This window comes from Synechococcus sp. A10-1-5-9, from assembly GCF_047716785.1.
Taxonomy (GTDB): Bacteria; Cyanobacteriota; Cyanobacteriia; order PCC-6307; family Cyanobiaceae; genus Synechococcus_C.
The window spans coordinates 1,192,378-1,209,812 of sequence record NZ_CP180406.1; the positions used below are offsets into that span (position 1 = coordinate 1,192,378).

Consider the following 17,435-nt stretch of genomic DNA (forward strand, 5'->3'; position numbering starts at 1 on the left):
TGACGAATCACGAGCATGGAGGGACTCGAACCCCCGACCCTCAGAACCGGAATCTGATGCTCTATCCAACTGAGCTACATGCCCTCGCGGCAGTTGGGAGAACAACCACGATTTGGTTACCTTAGCGACACGTCGCACTTAGACCGATTCGGCTTCTCCGGCTTGAACTGCAGGAGTTCCGCAACCACTGCCACCTGCAGCTGGAGATCCATGCACCGCGTCTGCTGGTGATCGGAAGCAACGGCATCGGCAAATCCAACCTGCTGGAGTCAGTGGAACTCCTGGGGAGTTTGCGCTCCCACCGCAGCAGTCAAGATGCGGATCTGATCCACTGGGATGCACCGAGGGCTCTGCTGAAGGCCTCCTGCATGGACGAAACCGAAGTAGAGCTAGAACTCCGCCGCCGCGGTGGACGCCAGGCACGGCGAAACGGGAAAGTGCTTCAACGGCAGTTAGACCTGATTGGTCCCCTGCGATGTGTGGGGTTCAGCGCCCTGGATCTTCATCTTGTGCGAGGAGAACCAGCTCTCAGACGCAGCTGGCTTGATCGGGTCGTGTTGCAGTTGGAGCCGATCTACGCCGAGCTGATCGGACGGTACAACCGGCTCCTTCGTCAGCGCAGCCAGTTCTGGAGACGAGGCGGCGGCAACACCACCTTCGAACATCAGGCCCTTCTCGACAGCTTCGATAACCAGATGGCCTTGGTCTGCACGCGAATTCACCGACGACGACGACGGGCCCTGCTACGGCTCGAACCCCTGGCAGCGGCCTGGCAGTCACGCTTGAGCCAGGGCCATGAGCAACTGGAGCTCCGTTACAGCCCAGGGAGCGTTTTGGAAGGGGAGGAGGCCGAAGAGCCGTGGCGATTGGCGATCGAACAGCAGCTGCACCGCCAACGCGGTGAGGAGGAACGACTCGGCAGCTGCCGAGTCGGACCCCATCGCGACGAGATCGACATGCTGCTGAATGGCACCGTCGCCCGTCGCTTCGGGTCATCTGGCCAACAGCGCACCCTTGTTCTTGCTCTGAAACTGGCGGAACTGGAACTGGTGGGCGAGCTCTGCGGCCATCCGCCGCTTCTGCTTCTGGACGATGTCCTGGCGGAATTGGATCCGCAGCGCCAACTCGCCTTGCTAGAGGCAGTTGGTGACACCCATCAATGCCTCGTGAGTGCCACCCATCTCGATGCCTTTGAGGGCGAATGGCGGCAACGCTCACAGATTCTTAATGCTGATCAATTGAGAAACGAGTCGAAAAACAGCTAGGGTGAAAAGCTGTTTTCTTTTGCATCCTGATGGAGCAGACCCTGTCATGCCTGCATCCCAACCCGGGATGGGACGACGTTCAGCCCTCTACACCCACCAATACCCAGAGTCCCAGTGCCACCGACATGGTGGGCAAGCACTGCATCCTCGAGCTCTACGATTGCGACCAGACAAAGCTCGATGACGAAGCTTTTCTGAGAACCACCATCACGACCGCTGCGAAACGTGCTGGTGCCACTCTTCTCAACCTCATCACCCATCGATTCGAACCACAGGGCGTCACAGGACTTGCTCTTTTGGCGGAGTCTCACATCTCCATCCACACATGGCCTGAAACCGGGTATGCGGCTGTGGATGTCTTCACGTGCGGCGATCACACCATGCCCGAAAAGGCTTGCCAGCACCTCTGCCACGAGCTGAAGGCCATGAACCATGCTCTGCGCAGCTTCTTACGTGAAACCCCAGCAGCTGTAGCGGAGGCAGAGCGCACGCCGGGTTGGTCAACCCATTAAGGCCTTCCCATGCTGCGAAGGCTGGTGTCCGGAACCTTTGCTCATGGCCGATATGCGATTGAGCTTTCCACTCACCAGCCCTTCAAGATCAACGCTGATCGACGTAAATCCCAGGGCTAAGAACTCCTGAACCAATTGGCCGCGCATCGGCTCATTGAGGAGCTCGCCGAGTCTGGTGGAAGGCACTTCAATCCGAGCCGCAAGTCCCTGACAGCGAACCCGCACGCGCGGAAATCCCCGGGCGATCAAGGAGGCTTCCGCCGCTCCTACCAGTCTGAGTCTTTGGTGCGTGATCTCCTCTCCGTAGGGGAATCGCGACGCGAGACAGGGTTGGGCCGGTTTGTCCCACCAGGGAAAACCGAGGGCTTTGGAGAGTCGCCTGATGGCGGCTTTGTCAATCTGCAGCTCGGCCAGTGGCGATCGCACGCCGGCCTGACGGGCCGCCTCAATACCTGGGCGATGGTCACCAAGATCATCGAGATTCACCCCGTCAAGAACCTGCGCGCCGTCAGCGGCCTTCGCGATGTCCTTGAGGTGAAGATGCAATTCCTGCTTGCAGGCGAAGCAGCGATCTGTGGGGTTCGAGCTGTAGTTCGGATCATTCAATTCGCTGGTTTCGACCTCCAGATGACGGATCTCGAGCCAGCGAGCCTGGAGTCGCGCCTCCTCCAATAAGTGAGGCGCAAGGGAGGGAGACACTCCTGTGACTGCAAAAGCATGGTCACCCAGCTGTTCACAAGCAATGGCTGCTACGAGGGTGCTGTCCACTCCCCCGGAGTAAGCCACACAAACTGTCCCGGCTGATCGAAGCAGGCAGCGCAGAGCCTCGAGGCGATTCTCATCGTCCTCAGACAGCGACTCCAGTGGACGGAAGCTCGTTTCGGCCACTGAAGAACGAACGAATCTCAGTATGCTCCGATCGTACGAAGCGCCATCCCCTGAACGTCGATGGACGCAACACGCTCATCCGATGCCTCTGGAGCTGGACGCCGGCGCAGCAACCGGGGCATTGGCATCGTCACAGCCGCTGGGAGCAGGGAGCGCAGCCTTGGTCAGTTGCACGTCTATGACGGCGACGGCAAGGGCAAGAGTCAGGCAGCGCTGGGGGTTGTGCTGCGCACGATCGGTCTTGGCATCTGCGAGCAGCGCCGCACGAGGGTGTTGCTGCTGCGCTTCTTAAAGGGACCTGGACGGGCTTACGACGAAGATGCGGCCATCGAAGCGCTGCAACAGGGTTTCCCCCATCTGATCGACCAGGTACGCACGGGTCGCGCCGACTACTTCAATGCCGAAGAAGCCACCCGCTTCGACCAGCAGGAAGCGCAACGGGGCTGGGACATTGCCCGTGGAGCCATTGCCAGCGCCCTGTATTCCGTGGTGGTGCTTGACGAACTCAATCCCGTTCTGGATCTCGGTCTTCTCGAGATCGACGATGTCGTGCAGTCCCTGTCGTCCCGTCCGGAGGGGATGGAGATCATCGTGACCGGCCGTGGTGCACCCGGACCTCTGATCCAGATCGCTGACCTGCATTCGGAGATGCGCGCCCACCGTCGGCCCTCAAGCGACAACGAGCCTGAAGTGCCCTTCACCACTCAGGGAGCGATTGAGATCTACACCGGTGAAGGCAAGGGCAAATCCACCAGCGCACTGGGGAAAGCACTGCAGGCCATCGGTCGCGGCATCAGCCAGGACAAAAGTCACCGGGTGCTCATTCTTCAATGGCTGAAGGGGGGCAGCGGGTACACCGAAGATGCCGCCATCGCCGCGTTACGCGAGAGCTATCCCCATCTGGTGGACCACCTGCGTTCAGGCCGCGATGCCATCGTTTGGCGTGGTCAGCAGCAACCGATCGATTACGTGGAAGCGGAGAGGGCCTGGGAAATCGCCCGTGCAGCAATCGCCAGCGGGCTGTACAAAACCGTCATTCTCGACGAACTCAATCCCACTGTGGATCTTGAGCTCCTACCAGTCGAGCCGATCGTGCAAGCCCTGCTTCGCAAGCCTGCGGAAACCGAAGTCATCATTACTGGCCGCTGCAAACATCCACCGGCTTACTTCGACCTCGCGAGTGTTCACTCGGAGATGGTCTGCCACAAGCACTACGCCGAGCAGGGCGTGGATCTGAAACGCGGTGTTGACTACTGAGGCTCAGTAACGGGGCACCGAGGAATCCACGTCCTGGCTCCAGGCATCGATTCCCCCCGTCACATTGACCGCCAGGATTCCTGAACGGGCTAACAGATCGACTGCTTTAGCCGATCGACCACCCAGCTTGCAATGAACATAAACAGCCTGACCAGATGCCAGCAATCGGATCCGCTCAATCGCGTCACCCGATTCGATCGAGGCCAAGGGAATCAGCTGGGATCCCGGAATCACCGCCACATCAGCCTCAGCCTGCTGACGAACATCCAGGAGCACCAGATCGGTTCTCTCATCGAGCAAAGCCTTGAGCTCATGCACTGAGATGCTGTTCATACCCTGGGACTCCTCGTCCTCAACAGGAACTCCAGGATTACAGAATTGCTCGTAGTCCACCAAGTTTTCAACGGGGGCACGATCAGGGCGGCGTTCGAGGCGCAGTTCTCTGAAACGCATGCTCAGGCTGTCGACCAGAAGCAGACGCCCATCGAGGGTGTCTCCGAGACCGGTGATCACCTTGATCACTTCGGTTGCCTGAAGCAAACCGATCAACCCGGGCATCACACCCATCACACCGCCTTCGGCGCAGGAAGGCACGAGGTCGCGTGGTGGCGGCTGGGGCACGAGGTCGCGGTAATCGGGAGAGTCTGGCCCTTGGTTGAACACCGTGACCTGGCCTTCAAAACGCTGAACGGAGCCATACACGAACGGTCTGCCGAGCATCACGCAGGCGTCACTAATCAGATACCGAGTCGGGAAATTATCCGAACCATCCACAACAAGGTCGTAGGCCTCAATCAACTGAAGAGCGTTCTCCGCCGTCAACCTGCATGAATGCTCCTCCACCTGGCAGTGCCTGTTGAGATCCTGAATCCTCCAGCGGGCTGAAGAGGTCTTGGCTTCGCCGACAGAAGCCTGGCCATGGATCACTTGGCGCTGAAGATTACTGAGATCCACCCGGTCATCGTCCACGATGCCGAGGCGTCCGATCCCTGCCGCCGCGAGATACAGGAGAAGCGGCGAACCGAGCCCTCCAGCGCCGATACAGAGCACGGAGGCAGCCTTCAGACGCGTCTGACCGGCAAGTCCCAGTTCCGGCAGGGTGAGATGGCGGGCGTAGCGCCCCCGCTCGTCCGAGTTGAGTTCAGACAACTGACGCTGATCCGTCATCGAGAGGCCGGGGGTGACTGTTTTTTGGCACTCAAACCAGTGTCACGCAAAGGCACACCCTGAGGGCCCACAAGCTGAAGGGGATACACCTTTGCAAGCCTGGGGGAATCCGAAATCAGCCCTGAAGTGGAGCGCTCCATCCACCAGCCCGCCAAGCCACCGGGACCCGCGTCGATGACCATCACCCCATCGGCAGCAACCCAACGCCTGTCGATGCTGCTTGGACTTGGATCACCGCCGGGGTGGGAATGGGCACTCCCTAAAACATCGAGCCCCCGACGACGCCCCCAGCGTTGCGCAGCGATTTGCTCGAGTGGATCCAGTGCGAACCGCGTCTGCCGTGAAGGCGTAACGCCACCCCCGAAGACCGGTTGCTCATCCAATCCCTGAAACCCTGGACGCCAGACATTGCAGCAGGGCCAAACCACGCGCACTCTCGGCTCAGGAACGGAATCCCCCAGTAGCAGGGCACACCCCTCATCCGGCGTCACTGCATAAAGCGATTTCTGCAAAACGATCAGGCAATCCCGATCGAAGCGAAGCCGCCATGGCATTTCTGGAGGCTTGCCGATAAGGTCAGCGAGCATTAGATCCATGCCAAGGCGTCATGAGCGACGAAAGCACCCCCCAGGTGAATGACACCGACGCCACCACTACTGCACCCGCTGGTGAAAGCGTCGATTTTGCTGAGCGATACAAAGACATTCTCGGCAGGGTGAACGAAACCCTTGACAAAGTCGACTGGAGTCAGGCTGGCCGTATCGGCAAAGTTGTTGGGATTTTCGCAGCCGTGATCGTTGCGCAGATTCTGATTAAGGGCATCCTTGACACCATCAATCTTCTGCCGATCATTCCAGGTCTGCTTGAACTTCTGGGTGTTGTTGTTGTTGGGCAGTGGAGCTGGAAGAACCTCACCACTGGTGAAAAGCGCTCGGCCCTCGTCACTCGCATCCAGGATCTACGCAAGGAATATCTGGGTTGATCAAGCGATGTGGGGGAACACCACCCCCCACCGATCAATCATTCAGAGAAGTGTGCTTCTCAGCGAGTTGAGCACGCGACGGCAACGCTGTTGATATCCGCCTCCGAACAGGTTGGCGTGATTGAGCAAGTGATAAAGGTTGAGTGCCTCGAATCGCTGCTCAACCTCTTCCGGGAGGGGCCACTCCTTGTTGTAACCCTCAAGAAAACGCCTCGAAAACCCTCCGAACAACTGGGTCATCGCGATGTCTGCTTCGCGATCAGCCCACCAGCTGGCAGGGTCGATCAGCAGTCCCCGTCCATCCGCCAACACACCGGCATTGCCCGCCCAGAGATCCCCATGAACCAGACAGGGTTCGGGAGCATGCTCGCCAAGCCACTGCGCCAGCGGAGCAAGAAGAGATGACCAGTCGTTTTCATTCAATGACCAGGCCTCAGCCAAGCGCAGCTGAGGTTCCAAACGCAGCTCAACAAACGCCTCACCCCAGCCATCGCGCCATCCGGCCGGTTGGGGACCAAGACCAATAAAACCGTCTTCCTCACAACCAAACCGTGCAGGACCATTCAGCGACGACATCCTGTGTAGCCGGGCCAGACCTCGGCCGAGATTGAACTGATCGCCGTTCCCCATCTCCCACCAAGGGAGCACCAGAACCGCCCGGTGCTCAAGGGGAAGCCACGCCAGCACTTCCACAACCTCAACAAGATCGGCATCAGCCCACCGGCGCAGGGACCGCAGCCCCCGTTGCTCTGCGTCAAGGAGGGCAGGATCGGAGACCTTGAGGAACCAAGCGCTGCCGTCACTCAGGACTGCTCTCCAACAGGCTCCTCGCTCACCACCGCTGACAGGTCCGATGGACGTTACGCAACGTCCCCGCAGCAGGTCTCTTTCCTTGGAAAGGATCTGCTCGAGCTGATCCCGCATCCACAAGCACCGGAAAGCAGCTGCCAGCATGCCCGGATGGACAACTCCCGCGACGCGATTGTGATCGGAGGCGGCATTGCCGGCCTCACCGCTGCGGCCTTGCTGGCTCGCGAAGGGTTATCAGTGACCCTCTTGGAGTCCCACCACCAGCTCGGAGGCTGCGCTGGAACATTCAAGCGGGGGCGCTACACCTTCGATGTCGGCGCCACACAGGTGGCAGGTCTTGAACCGGGCGGAAGCCATGCCCGACTGTTCCGCCATCTTGGCCTGGAGCCACCTTTCGCGGAACTCCTCGATCCAGGCTGTGTGGTGAATCTGAATGACGGGTCACCCCCCATCCACCTCTGGCATGACCCCCAACGCTGGCGGGAGGAACGGAGGCGCCACTTCCCTGGAACGGAGCGGTTCTGGGAGCTGTGCAGCTGGATTCATCGCCAGAACTGGCAATTCGCCGCAGCCGACCCAGTACTGCCCGTGCGTTCAGGCTGGGATCTGCGCCGAACGCTCAAAGCACTCACACCCGGCAATCTCGCCACGGCCCCTCTCAGTCTTCTCACCGTTGCCGATCTTCAGAGACTCTGCGGCTGCGGCAGCAATCAACGCCTGCGCCGTTTTCTCGACCTGCAGCTCCGGCTGTACTCCCAGCAACCTGCCGATCGAACAGCAGCGCTCTACGGAGCCACAGTCCTGCAGATGTGCCAGGCACCCCTTGGCCTCTGGCACCTGCAGGGTTCCATGCAGAGCCTCAGCGACCATCTCCTGGCCTCCCTTCAGCGGGATGGCGCCGAGGTACTCCTACGCCATCGCGCTGTCTTGCTGGAGCGACACAGAATCAGCGGCGGCTGGACGGTGCAGATGGAGCTGCCAGGAGGTGAGCGACGGTCTGTGCAAGCAGCCGATGTGGTGTGCAGTCTTCCGCCTCAGTGCTTGCCCTCTTTGATTCCAGACAAGAACGTTCTCGGCGAGTCCTATCGCCGCCGGCTCCAAACCCTTCACGCTCCCAGTGGGGCACTGGTGTTCTACGGAGTGGTGAACCGACGCGATCTTCCTGAAGCCTGTCCAGGCCATCTGCAGTGCGATTGGGACACACCAGGGTCACTCTTCCTCTCGATCAGCAGGGATGGCGATGGCCGTGCTCCGGCTGGAGAGGCCACGGTGATCGCCAGCGTGTTCACCACCCCTGAGGGTTGGCACGACCTGCCGGAGGAGGACTACCAGAAACGCAAACAGACTGTGCTGGAACAGATGCGCCGCGGTGTTGAAAATGCCCTGACGCTTCCTGTCGAGGCCTGGCTCCACACCGAGCTGTCCACCCCCCGCGGCTTCGCCTACTGGACGGGTCGCCCAAAGGGTGTTGTAGGCGGTCTGGGACAAAGTCCGGATCGCTTCGGTCCATTCGGTCTGGCCAGTCGCAGTCCGATCAGCAAGCTTTGGCTCTGTGGTGATTCGATTCACCCCGGTGAGGGAACCGCGGGAGTGACACTGTCGGCCCTGATGGCTTGCAGTCAGCTGATGGAGGAACGAGGCCGAACGATCACCCTGGCGGACTGAGCGCACCAGGCCCCTTCTCTACAAACCCTGGACGCAGGGCGCTGATCTTCTGCAATTCATTTTCGAGTTGAGCCCAGTGACCGCTGAGAATCGCCTCCTCCAGCTGTTCCAAGCTCCACCGATAAGCAGCCAATGCCTTGAGCAGAGCTGACGTGTTGCGGCACGCCATCGCCGTGCCCAGGGCAGGGTTGCCCCCACCCACACGGGTGGTGTCAGCGAAACCGCTGGAAGCCAGACGCCGGGCGAGATCCTGAACCCTTGGATCCCGTTCGTCTCCTGCCGCCCTCAACAAAGCAGCGCTCACCATCACCGGCAGGTGGGACACCAGTGCCACGGCCTGGTCGTGGCAGGCAGCATCCGCTGTGATCCACTCGCTTCCAAGCCCTTCGGCCAAGACTTTCACTCTGGCCAAGGCCTGGGGATCGGTTGACGGCTCAGGCGTCGCCACCCACGGACGGCCTTGGAACAACCCGTGGTGGCCCGAGTCAACGCCGGACTGATCCGTTCCTGCCATGGGATGGGCCGCCACGAAGCGAGGGTGCCGGTGGCGCCAGACCTCAAGCACCGCCCCTTTCACAGATCCCACATCCGTGACAACGGCGTTAGCGGGTAGCGCCTCAACCAACTGCGGATCAGGCTTCAGCAGCGCTTCGATGGGCAGGGCCAGAATCACTGTGTTGCAATCGTTGAGGCACGAAGGATGGCAACTGACCTCATCCACCAGCCCCCGCTGCATGGCTCGCGTCGCTGTGCTGTCGCGATGCACTAGCCCGGTCACCGGCACACCCTGCTGTCGGAGGTCGAGAGCGAGCGAGCCACCGATCAGACCGAGGCCCACCACTCCGACCTTTCCGAGAGTCTGCAGCCCAGTGCTCCGCTCCTCACCCATGCCTGCCCAGCCAAGGTCACCATGTTGCTTGACCACTCGAGCAAGCATGATCAAGTTGAACCATTCCTGATCAGAAGGCTCCGTAAGGTTGTCCGATGCTGGAAGTTCAGGCCCATCAGCAGCTGAAGCATCTGCTCCGCGCGGATGCCGGACAGTGGGAGCATCAACTGACGTTGAGTCGGCTGGTGGGCCGCAGCCTGCGTCGCCGCGATCAAACCCGCATCCAGCTCTCTGCCGGCAGCAATGAACGCTGGTGGCTTGCCCTCCTCGTTCCTCTGTGTCTGCAGAGTCGAAACACTGTGCTGGTGCTGGATCAACAGCAACGCCAGCGCTTTCTCAACCTGGAGCGTCCACGCTTGTTGCAGAGCGACCTGCGACTGGGATGCTGGAGTGGCATTCATCCACCCAAAGGAGACCAGCTCTGGTTGCTGACTCACGACCAGCTGATCACGGCATACCGCCTTGGGCACCTCCGGCACGACGACCACCTGGTGATTCCAGAAGCCGAGCATTTGGCGACACGGCTTCGGGACGCCATGACCGTGAAGCTGGAGGCCCGGCACTGGGAAGAACTCAGAACCGCCTTTCCCGCCACTGGCCAGGGACTTCTGGACCTGCATGAACGATTGAGCCGGCAACTATTCGCCCGAGGTTCCGGCAACTTCCGTCAACCCTGCATGCCGGAGAGCGCCCTAACCAGCGTCCGCGATTTATTGCAACTGACCGGCCCGGCGCCGGAACCCTGGTGTCAGCTCACAACCATGGGAATGGATACCTGGGCAAGCTGGGCCCGACTCGACCGTGAACACCTGCAGTGGCAATGGACGCTTCAGCCCCTGGAACCCCTTGAGGAAATCCAAGACCTGTTCAACACCCGGCCTTGGACCCTGATTCATGGCGATGGGGGATGCCGCAGGGCCGCCAATGAAACACCACCCGACCGTGACGATCCCGTCATCCGGATCGATCTGCGCGAGCCGCCACGCAGTGAACCGATCCCGATCTACGCACCCCGCAGACAACCGTTGCCCAACACGGAGATCTATGCCAGCCACCTACTTGATCAATGCCGGCGACTAATCCTTGGCCGCTCAGGTCTGACGCTTGTGCTTGCTGATGACACAGCCCTTCGCCAGAGACTGACCAGCGAACTGGCGGCGGAATTCGGCAGCAGGGTGACCCTGGAACATGCCTCTGACAAACCCAATGGAGTGATCTGCACCAGTTGGAGCTGGTGGATGACGCACCAGTCAACCCTGCCGGAGCCTGAACAGCTCATCACGGCCCTGCTACCAATCGCAAGCCTGGGAGATCCACTCACTGCCGCACGTGTTCAAGTTTTGAAAAAACAAGGCCGTGACTGGTTCAGAGACCTGCTTCTCCCTGAGGCTTTGGCGATCCTGATTCCAGCCATTGCCCCTCTCCGGCGCAATGGAGGCCGACTGGCCCTCCTCGATGGCCGGGTGCGAAGCCGCAGCTGGGGAGAGCAGGTGTTCCGAGCACTGGAGCCCTGGAGTTCACTGCAGAGACTTCTTCCGGACTGAAGGACACCCCTAGGCTGGCCTCAGGGATAGAACAATCATGGGAGAAGCCCGCCGTCGAGCCAGTCAGGGACTGCCCCCCCGTCAGCAAAAATCGAATCCCAAGGATGCCGAGCGCCTCATTGCCTGGCTGCCCCTGACCCGAAACCAGGCATCGCAGTTCGTGTCCATTACCACCCGTGGCGCTTGGATCGGAATCGGAGCACTGGTGGTCTTCTGGGTGGTGGTGCGATTTGTTGGTCCCGCAGCCGGCTGGTGGACCCTTGCAGACACACCCTGAAAGAAGCAAGAAGCGAGCATCCGGAGCAAATCGATAGAAAACCTTTAGAATTCATTCGATTGTGGGATGGGTCTTGTGTTTTTGCGACTGTCAGAGCAATACCGAACAGTTGTTCAGGATCTGGTCATGAGCCTTCAAGCTCTTTCCAAAAGCCTGCAAAAACTTGGTGTCACAGCAACCTGCTATGTCTGCGACGACGGTCGTGACGGATCTGGAGCCTCGTTTGTTGCCGAACTCGGCGATCAGCACATGGTGAGATTTCTCGTCTCCGATTTCGGGATCAGCTGGGTTGAGTCACGCAACGGGCGCGAACTGGTGAAGTTCGAAGGTGCTGAAGCAATTCAAGAACTTCAGCGCATTGCTGACAACCTCCAAAAGAGCCGCAGCCAACGCAGCCCTTCTTGCTCGATCCAAGCCTGAGTCAAGGATGGGGCGGTCAGGCCGCCCCCTTGGTCTTGACATCCAGCTGGGCCTCAGAGGCCTTGGCTGCGGGTTTGGCTGCAGCCGAGCGCGCGGCGGCAGCCAGAGGGCGCATGGAATTGGAGGTCACCTCAGAACCCTCAGTCAACTTTTGGCGAACCAACGTTTCGATCGTGTCCTTGGCGTCAGGGTTTTGCTCTAACCACCCAATGGTGTTGTCCCGTCCCTGGCCGATGTTGTCGCCCTCATAGCTGTACCAGGCTCCTTTGCGGGTCACCACGCCTGTCTCCTCTGCCAGATCAAGCAAACACCCCAGCGTGCTGATGCCACGGCCGAAGAGAATGTCAAATTCGGCGATACGGAAGGGAGGCGCCACCTTGTTCTTAGCCACCTTCACCTTCGCCCGGATTCCGTACTCCTCGGTGCCTCGCTTCAGCGTCTGAATGCGACGGATGTCAAGGCGCACCGATGCATAAAACTTGAGAGCATTACCGCCAGTTGTTGTTTCCGGGTTGCCGTAGGTGACTCCGATTTTCAAACGCAGCTGATTGAGAAAAATCACGGTGCAACCGGATTTGCCGATGTTGCCTGTGATCTTGCGCATGGCTTGGCTCATCAGACGCGCCTGGGCGCCCACCGCCAGATCGCCCATCTCTCCCTCGATCTCAGCACGGGGCGTCAGCGCCGCGACAGAGTCAACCACCACGATGTCAACGGCAGCAGAGCGCACAAGCTGGTCGACGATCTCAAGTGCCATCTCACCGGTGTCGGGCTGAGACACCAACAGATTCTCGATGTCGACACCAAGCGAGGCGGCATAGACAGGATCGAGTGCATGCTCAGCATCCACGAAGGCCGCAACGCCCCCACGTCGCTGCACCTCGGCGATGGCATGCAACGTCAGCGTGGTCTTACCGGAACTTTCCGGCCCGTAAACCTCAACAACACGCCCCTTGGGATAACCACCCCCCAAAGCAAGGTCAAGGGTCAGAGCTCCGGTGGAGATGGTCTCAACCCGCATCCGTGACGCGTCTCCGAGACGCATGATCGACCCCTTCCCGAAATTGCGCTCGATTTGCCCGAGCACGAGATTGAGCGCCTGATCACGCTCACCGGGGCGGACATCTCCACCGGAGGACTGGGAGGCTTTCACTTCGACTGGCATGGTTAAGACAGTTAAGGGGCTAAAGGGCGTCGGCGGCATCTGATCAGGACGGCGGCAGAACCGCCGCAGCACTGGGAACAGACACCAGACAATGCATCCAGTGCCCCAACCCGAACCATCCGTCACGCATAGTACAGATGTACGTTAACGAATCAGTTCCAGTTCGCCAAGGGGCGTGCGAAGCATTCCGGACTGAGCAGCGCCACACCGTCGGGCAGGGCCGCTGGGTCATCCGGCTTCAAATATCCCCATGAGGCCAGCCAGCAGGGGAGCCCCTCGAGCCCCGCTGTCCTGCGGACCGTTTCCAGCGTCGCCCTGCGGTCTTCGACAAACCCCAGCAGCCGCCAATCGCGACTGAGACTGCGCAGAACCTCGGGCTTGGGACCTGACTCCCGGCCGTCCAGTCGCGCCGGAGTCAGGTCCATGGAAGCCAGCAGTTCCGCAGTGAAGGCTTTCCCCTTGGTGGTGAGCACCGCCCAGGAGACGCCTTCCTCAACCAGAGAGGCGAGGCGCTCCCGCACACCTGGATAGGGCCGATGCATCGCCAGCCAGCCAGGTCGATCGGCCAGGACAGCCTCGCGGCGAACCTGCTCCAGACGCTCCTGCAAGAGACTCGGAGTCCAGCCGAATCGAGTGAGACCCTCGGAGCAGAACGCGCTGTAATCGTGGATCATCCAGTCGACATCAGCCTGCATCGGTGCGCGATGGGACTCAGAGAACACTGACGCGATCAGAACCATCTCCCAGCCATGGTGAATCCATGGGCGAAGAGCGCGAAACCCATCAGGAATGGTTTCTGGCAGCACAGCCCCTGGGCACAGGCTCAACGCGGCACGGCGAGCACTCCACCAGTACTCCTCCATCCCATCAACGAGCACGCCGTCGAAATCAAAGACGAGGAGTCCACGCGACGACACTGGAATTCTGGAAAAACTGGGCCGCTAGGATTCGAACCTAGGAATGGCGGGACCAAAACCCGCTGCCTTACCACTTGGCGACGGCCCATTGACTCCAGAAAGTGATCTCCTGCGGAAATCGGCACTGGCGTTCAGATAGTTACCCACAGCGGAGTGACCTTCGTCAATCCGTCCGTGTCAGGAGAGCATTTTTCAAGGAGGAAAAACCCTGAGACGACGCTGATCAGAAGGCCCATACACATCACTGCGCAGTCTGTAGCGCGCCACCAGATCAGCCTGCATTTGCAGCACAACATCACTACGGGGCAACAGCTCCACCGGCCGTCCCTCAGGCATCACCACCTGCTCGACAGCCAGCCGACACTCCTCGAGGGCCGCAAGGGCATCAGCGCGTCCTAATTCCGATCCGGAAGTCGGCAACAGCGGTTGATCCCCAGCGCGTGGTCGGCGACTCAGCAGGCGCTCCAAAGCCCGCTCCACCTGAGGCAAGCTGTCGGACTTGATCACCAGGATTGGAACTTCAGCCTCTCGCGCCTGACGACGAAGATCCGGCTGACAGCCAAGCCCCTGACGCACGCTGAGCAGGACATCAGCTGCGGAAAGATCATCAACCGCCTGAACAGGCCATCGATGACACCGCACAGCTTCCTCAAGGCGCTGGCGACTGATACCGCAACAAAAAACCCGAAGCGTTTCCGCATCGCGATCCCTCCCGCCAGTTTCCTCATCTCTGCGATGGGAATCTCGCGTTGATCCGGTTTCAGGATTCGGCAGTGGAACGACGGCGAGAGCCGGGCGCCGTTGCGGGGCACGCGGGGAGTTGGGGACGCCAGAGTCCACGAGCCGCACGGAACCGTCCTCAGTCAATTCGCGTTCCTGGGGCCTTGGACTCTGCCCCCTCAAAAGCAAATCCACCGTTCGGGCCACATCGTCATGAACAGCCCAGCGGTGACGGCTGTGCATCTCAATTGCAATGGGGAAGGTCGGTTCAGCGGCCCGCTCAAGGACTGTCTTCTGGCTGCGACGTCGGCGTGCCTCCTCATCCCCGAGGGTGACTGATTCGATTCCGCCCACCAGATCACAGAGAGTCGGATTCTTGATGAGATTGGTGAGCGCGTTTCCGTGGGCCGTGGCCACCAGCATCACGCCCCTTTCGGCGATGGTGCGCGCGGCCTGCGCCTCTAGCTCGGTGCCGATCTCATCGATCACAATCACCTCAGGCATGTGATTCTCGACGGCCTCGATCATCACTTGGTGCTGCAGCTCAGGCCGCGCAACCTGCATGCGCCGCGCACGACCGATCGCCGGGTGCGGAATGTCCCCATCGCCGGCGATTTCATTGCTGGTATCGATCACCACGACCCGCTTCTGCAGCTCATCAGCGAGAACCCTGGCGATCTCGCGAAGGGCTGTGGTCTTTCCCACACCCGGCCGCCCCATCAGCAATAGGGATTGATCACTGTCAAGCAGATCCCTCACCATGGCAACCGTGCCGAAGACGGCCCGCCCCACCCTGCAGGTGAGCCCCACAACATCACCCCGTCGATTGCGAATGGCACTGATGCGGTGAAGCGTGCGTTCGATGCCAGCCCGATTGTCCGCACCAAACTGTCCGAGACGATCGACCATCTCCTCCAGATCCTTTCGCTCAAGGAGTCGTTCCCCTAAGGCAAGTGAGCGACCTGGATAACGGGCTTCAGGGAGCCTGCCGAGATCCAACACCACTTCGAGCAACTGATCGCTGTGATCGTCCTGCTCCAGCACTCGACCCACCGATGCAGGAAGAAGCGACAGAAGTCGCTGCAGGTCGTCGGTAATGCGCTCGGTATTCATGTCCGTTTCAACCTGCCAACCGTCAGGCCCCGATCGCCTTCTAGCAGGGAGATGCCATGCAATGAGAGCAGCTCAGACCTTCTGCAACCAGGGTTCCACGAGAGAACGGGCCAGCGACACTGCTTCCTGCCAACCCGAGGGCCAATCCCGCAGCGATATCTGACGAGACTCCGCCTGCTGAAGCAAAGGCTGGAGGAGCGCCCGAGCCATCCCGCCAAACGCCACACCTGAGGGTCGTGCCTGTACCGATAGATCCAGCGTTTGCAGAAGGCTGATCGTCACATCGTTGGTGCCTCCGGCCAGCTGCAATGGTCCTGGAGGAGCGATCGTGCGCAGCTGCTGCCAGAGCCGCAGGGCGGCACGGGCCGTCCCAGCCCCCACATCCCCGCTCATCGGCCGGCCATCCAACTGCCAGAGGGGTCGCATGCCCTGTCGACGCAGAGCGCCATGACGATGCCAGAGCTCCCTTGCCAAAACAGCTGGGGTGACTCCGTGACCTTCCAGCCCACAGCTGACAGCCAGGCGACGAAGGGGAACTTGGGACGCAGCCACCGCAAGCAGCGTGCGTTCGAAAGCCGCGCTTCGCTCCGGTGCCGTGTGAATTTCCAGAGCATCCGGCTGCAGCTCCTGAAGCAATTGACTCAAACCCTCGAGTCCGACCTGGTGCTCCTCGGCGTGGATGAGCTGCTGGGGACAGGCAGGAAGACAGCGCCCACATCCATAACAAACGCTGGCCTCAACGCCTCTATCCGCAGTGATGGCGTCAGCGGGGCAGACCCGTTCACAAGGCCTCGGGCAGTCGGGGGGGCACAACGCTGGGTCAAAGACAGCCTTGCGAAAATGAACATCGGATCCGTCACTGACGCTGACCATCAACCAGGGAGAGGATCCAGTGCGCTCTCGGGCGCAGTTCAGTCCGAGGCGAGCCGCATGAACCACCGCCGAATCGGCCGCGACATCCACGCAATGCACACCCGCAGCCGCGTACACAGCACACAGGTCGCTGATTGAAGCCAGATCCTGATTGCTGGCACCACAGATCAACTTGACCCAGCACCCCTGACGCAGCGCTTCATCGCCGGTGAGACCGGCATCCCGTGGCAGAGAAACGATCAGGCCCCGAGCAGCTGGGTCATCGGCTGCCAGCGCAAACTCCTGGCTCCGCCCATTTCCACAACGACTTTGAGACGCGGCTCCCTTCGGCAGAGATCGCACAGCGTCAACAGTTCGGAGCGGGACAGAACCTGGCCTTCCAACAACCAGAGCACGACAGGCTTATCGCCAAGAAGAACCTCACCGAGCTGGGGCATCACTTCCTGAACCTCGCCAACGGCAGCACCACGACCAACGCTCTGGTGGCCCAGATGGGGCGGGCGCACCCCATGTTTCTGAAACAGAAACACCTCAGGATCTCCAAGCCCGCGGGCGGAACTTAAGTGGGTGCGATATCCAGCCGCGCGCAGGCGTCGGAGCAAACGTGTCTCCGCACCTCCCTCGAGGGGCGCATGAACAGCCATGCAACCCGCTGACTCCAGCTCACGGCGGAAACCCCGACCTGAAAGCAGAAGAGGCATGAATCCATCTCAGATGAGGAGGAGTCTGGCAGCTGATTAGGGATGAGTGGAAAGAGACACGCGCTGATGTAGTGTCTTTGTTTGCTCTGAAGATCTGTGCCCGTCCGCTAGCCGGGCCTCCAGTTCCAAGAGCAGATCCGGCGAGTGCGCCGGGTCCTAGGCCAGAGCAGCACAAGAATTCCGATTGTTGTGTTGCCGGGAAACTACCGATCCATCCGATCGGGCAAGTCCCAGCCAGCTGATTCGCTCGCTAGCCCCATTCCGAATCGA

General features: G+C 60.4%; 18 protein-coding genes and 2 tRNA genes. 8 read left to right on the forward strand and 12 right to left on the reverse strand.

Annotated elements, in window-relative coordinates:
• Window positions 1–10 precede the first annotated feature (10 nt).
• Window positions 11–84 (reverse strand) — tRNA-Arg (locus ACLM45_RS06800).
• 62 nt (window positions 85–146) lie between these two features.
• Between ACLM45_RS06800 and recF the strand changes: the two genes are divergently transcribed.
• Together recF and speD are read left to right on the forward strand one after the other, a co-directional pair.
• Window positions 147–1,265 carry a DNA replication/repair protein RecF gene (gene recF / locus ACLM45_RS06805; RefSeq protein ID WP_415411372.1) on the forward strand — a complete coding sequence of 373 codons (1,119 nt, stop codon included), beginning with the start codon at window positions 147–149 and terminating at the stop codon, window positions 1,263–1,265.
• 29 nt (window positions 1,266–1,294) lie between these two features.
• Window positions 1,295–1,777: an adenosylmethionine decarboxylase gene (speD, locus tag ACLM45_RS06810; RefSeq protein WP_415411234.1), complete on the forward strand. Its 483-nt coding sequence runs from the start codon at window positions 1,295–1,297 to the stop codon at window positions 1,775–1,777.
• On the opposite strand, the gene larE is transcribed toward speD, so the two are convergent.
• Entirely contained in the window at window positions 1,766–2,665 is a 900-nt protein-coding gene (larE, locus tag ACLM45_RS06815; RefSeq protein ID WP_415411235.1) for an ATP-dependent sacrificial sulfur transferase LarE, read from the reverse strand. The genes speD and larE overlap by 12 nt on opposite strands.
• Window positions 2,666–2,725: 60 nt before the next feature.
• Here larE and ACLM45_RS06820 point away from each other — a divergent pair, with 60 nt between their 5' ends.
• Complete coding sequence (locus ACLM45_RS06820) at window positions 2,726–3,922, forward strand: cob(I)yrinic acid a,c-diamide adenosyltransferase (RefSeq protein WP_415411236.1); 1,197 nt, start codon at window positions 2,726–2,728, stop codon at window positions 3,920–3,922.
• A 3-nt stretch (window positions 3,923–3,925) separates the two neighbouring features.
• Here ACLM45_RS06820 and moeB read toward each other — a convergent pair whose 3' ends face one another.
• Together moeB and ACLM45_RS06830 are read right to left on the reverse strand one after the other, a co-directional pair.
• Complete coding sequence (gene moeB / locus ACLM45_RS06825; protein ID WP_415411237.1) at window positions 3,926–5,089, reverse strand: molybdopterin-synthase adenylyltransferase MoeB; 1,164 nt, start codon at window positions 5,087–5,089, stop codon at window positions 3,926–3,928.
• Window positions 5,086–5,676 carry a M67 family metallopeptidase gene (locus tag ACLM45_RS06830; RefSeq protein WP_415411238.1) on the reverse strand — a complete coding sequence of 197 codons (591 nt, stop codon included), beginning with the start codon at window positions 5,674–5,676 and terminating at the stop codon, window positions 5,086–5,088. Before ACLM45_RS06830 ends, moeB begins: the two co-directional genes overlap by 4 nt.
• A 20-nt stretch (window positions 5,677–5,696) precedes the next feature.
• Between ACLM45_RS06830 and ACLM45_RS06835 the strand changes: the two genes are divergently transcribed.
• Complete coding sequence (locus ACLM45_RS06835; protein ID WP_006042191.1) at window positions 5,697–6,071, forward strand: CAAD domain-containing protein; 375 nt, start codon at window positions 5,697–5,699, stop codon at window positions 6,069–6,071.
• A gap of 42 nt (window positions 6,072–6,113) precedes the next feature.
• Here the strand turns inward: ACLM45_RS06835 and ACLM45_RS06840 are convergent, their stop codons facing one another.
• Window positions 6,114–7,025 (reverse strand): fructosamine kinase family protein, encoded by a 912-nt coding sequence (locus ACLM45_RS06840; protein ID WP_415411239.1) that lies wholly within the window; start codon window positions 7,023–7,025, stop codon window positions 6,114–6,116.
• A 6-nt stretch (window positions 7,026–7,031) separates the two neighbouring features.
• Here ACLM45_RS06840 and crtD point away from each other — a divergent pair, with 6 nt between their 5' ends.
• Entirely contained in the window at window positions 7,032–8,546 is a 1,515-nt protein-coding gene (crtD, locus tag ACLM45_RS06845; RefSeq protein WP_415411240.1) for a C-3',4' desaturase CrtD, read from the forward strand.
• Here the strand turns inward: crtD and ACLM45_RS06850 are convergent.
• The gene (locus ACLM45_RS06850; RefSeq protein WP_415411373.1) at window positions 8,530–9,435 is read right to left on the reverse strand and encodes a prephenate/arogenate dehydrogenase; all 906 of its coding nucleotides are present in this window, start codon (window positions 9,433–9,435) and stop codon (window positions 8,530–8,532) included. The genes crtD and ACLM45_RS06850 overlap by 17 nt on opposite strands.
• Before the next feature lie 95 nt (window positions 9,436–9,530).
• On the opposite strand from ACLM45_RS06850, the gene ACLM45_RS06855 reads away from it, so the two are divergent.
• The 3 genes from ACLM45_RS06855 to ACLM45_RS06865 all read left to right on the forward strand — a co-directional run bounded on the left by ACLM45_RS06855 (window position 9,531) and on the right by ACLM45_RS06865 (window position 11,676).
• Window positions 9,531–10,979: a helicase gene (locus ACLM45_RS06855; RefSeq protein WP_415411241.1), complete on the forward strand. Its 1,449-nt coding sequence runs from the start codon at window positions 9,531–9,533 to the stop codon at window positions 10,977–10,979.
• Between the two features lie 37 nt (window positions 10,980–11,016).
• Window positions 11,017–11,256, forward strand: coding sequence for a DUF2839 domain-containing protein (locus ACLM45_RS06860; protein ID WP_006042196.1), 240 nt, complete (start codon window positions 11,017–11,019; stop codon window positions 11,254–11,256).
• 75 nt (window positions 11,257–11,331) lie between these two features.
• The gene (locus ACLM45_RS06865) at window positions 11,332–11,676 is read left to right on the forward strand and encodes a DUF1815 family protein (RefSeq protein ID WP_415411374.1); all 345 of its coding nucleotides are present in this window, start codon (window positions 11,332–11,334) and stop codon (window positions 11,674–11,676) included.
• A 16-nt stretch (window positions 11,677–11,692) separates the two neighbouring features.
• On the opposite strand, the gene recA is transcribed toward ACLM45_RS06865, so the two are convergent.
• The 6 genes from recA to ACLM45_RS06895 all read right to left on the reverse strand — a co-directional run bounded on the left by recA (window position 11,693) and on the right by ACLM45_RS06895 (window position 17,165).
• Complete coding sequence (gene recA / locus ACLM45_RS06870) at window positions 11,693–12,841, reverse strand: recombinase RecA (RefSeq protein ID WP_415411242.1); 1,149 nt, start codon at window positions 12,839–12,841, stop codon at window positions 11,693–11,695.
• Between the two features lie 152 nt (window positions 12,842–12,993).
• Entirely contained in the window at window positions 12,994–13,758 is a 765-nt protein-coding gene (locus ACLM45_RS06875; protein WP_415411243.1) for an HAD family hydrolase, read from the reverse strand.
• A 16-nt stretch (window positions 13,759–13,774) separates the two neighbouring features.
• Window positions 13,775–13,846, reverse strand: a tRNA-Gln gene (locus ACLM45_RS06880).
• A gap of 104 nt (window positions 13,847–13,950) precedes the next feature.
• Complete coding sequence (locus ACLM45_RS06885; RefSeq protein ID WP_415411244.1) at window positions 13,951–15,591, reverse strand: AAA family ATPase; 1,641 nt, start codon at window positions 15,589–15,591, stop codon at window positions 13,951–13,953.
• Between the two features lie 72 nt (window positions 15,592–15,663).
• Window positions 15,664–16,659 carry an LdpA C-terminal domain-containing domain gene (locus tag ACLM45_RS06890; protein WP_415411375.1) on the reverse strand — a complete coding sequence of 332 codons (996 nt, stop codon included), beginning with the start codon at window positions 16,657–16,659 and terminating at the stop codon, window positions 15,664–15,666.
• 44 nt (window positions 16,660–16,703) lie between these two features.
• The gene (locus ACLM45_RS06895; RefSeq protein ID WP_006042202.1) at window positions 16,704–17,165 is read right to left on the reverse strand and encodes an NAD(P)H-quinone oxidoreductase subunit N; all 462 of its coding nucleotides are present in this window, start codon (window positions 17,163–17,165) and stop codon (window positions 16,704–16,706) included.
• Window positions 17,166–17,435 lie beyond the last annotated feature (270 nt).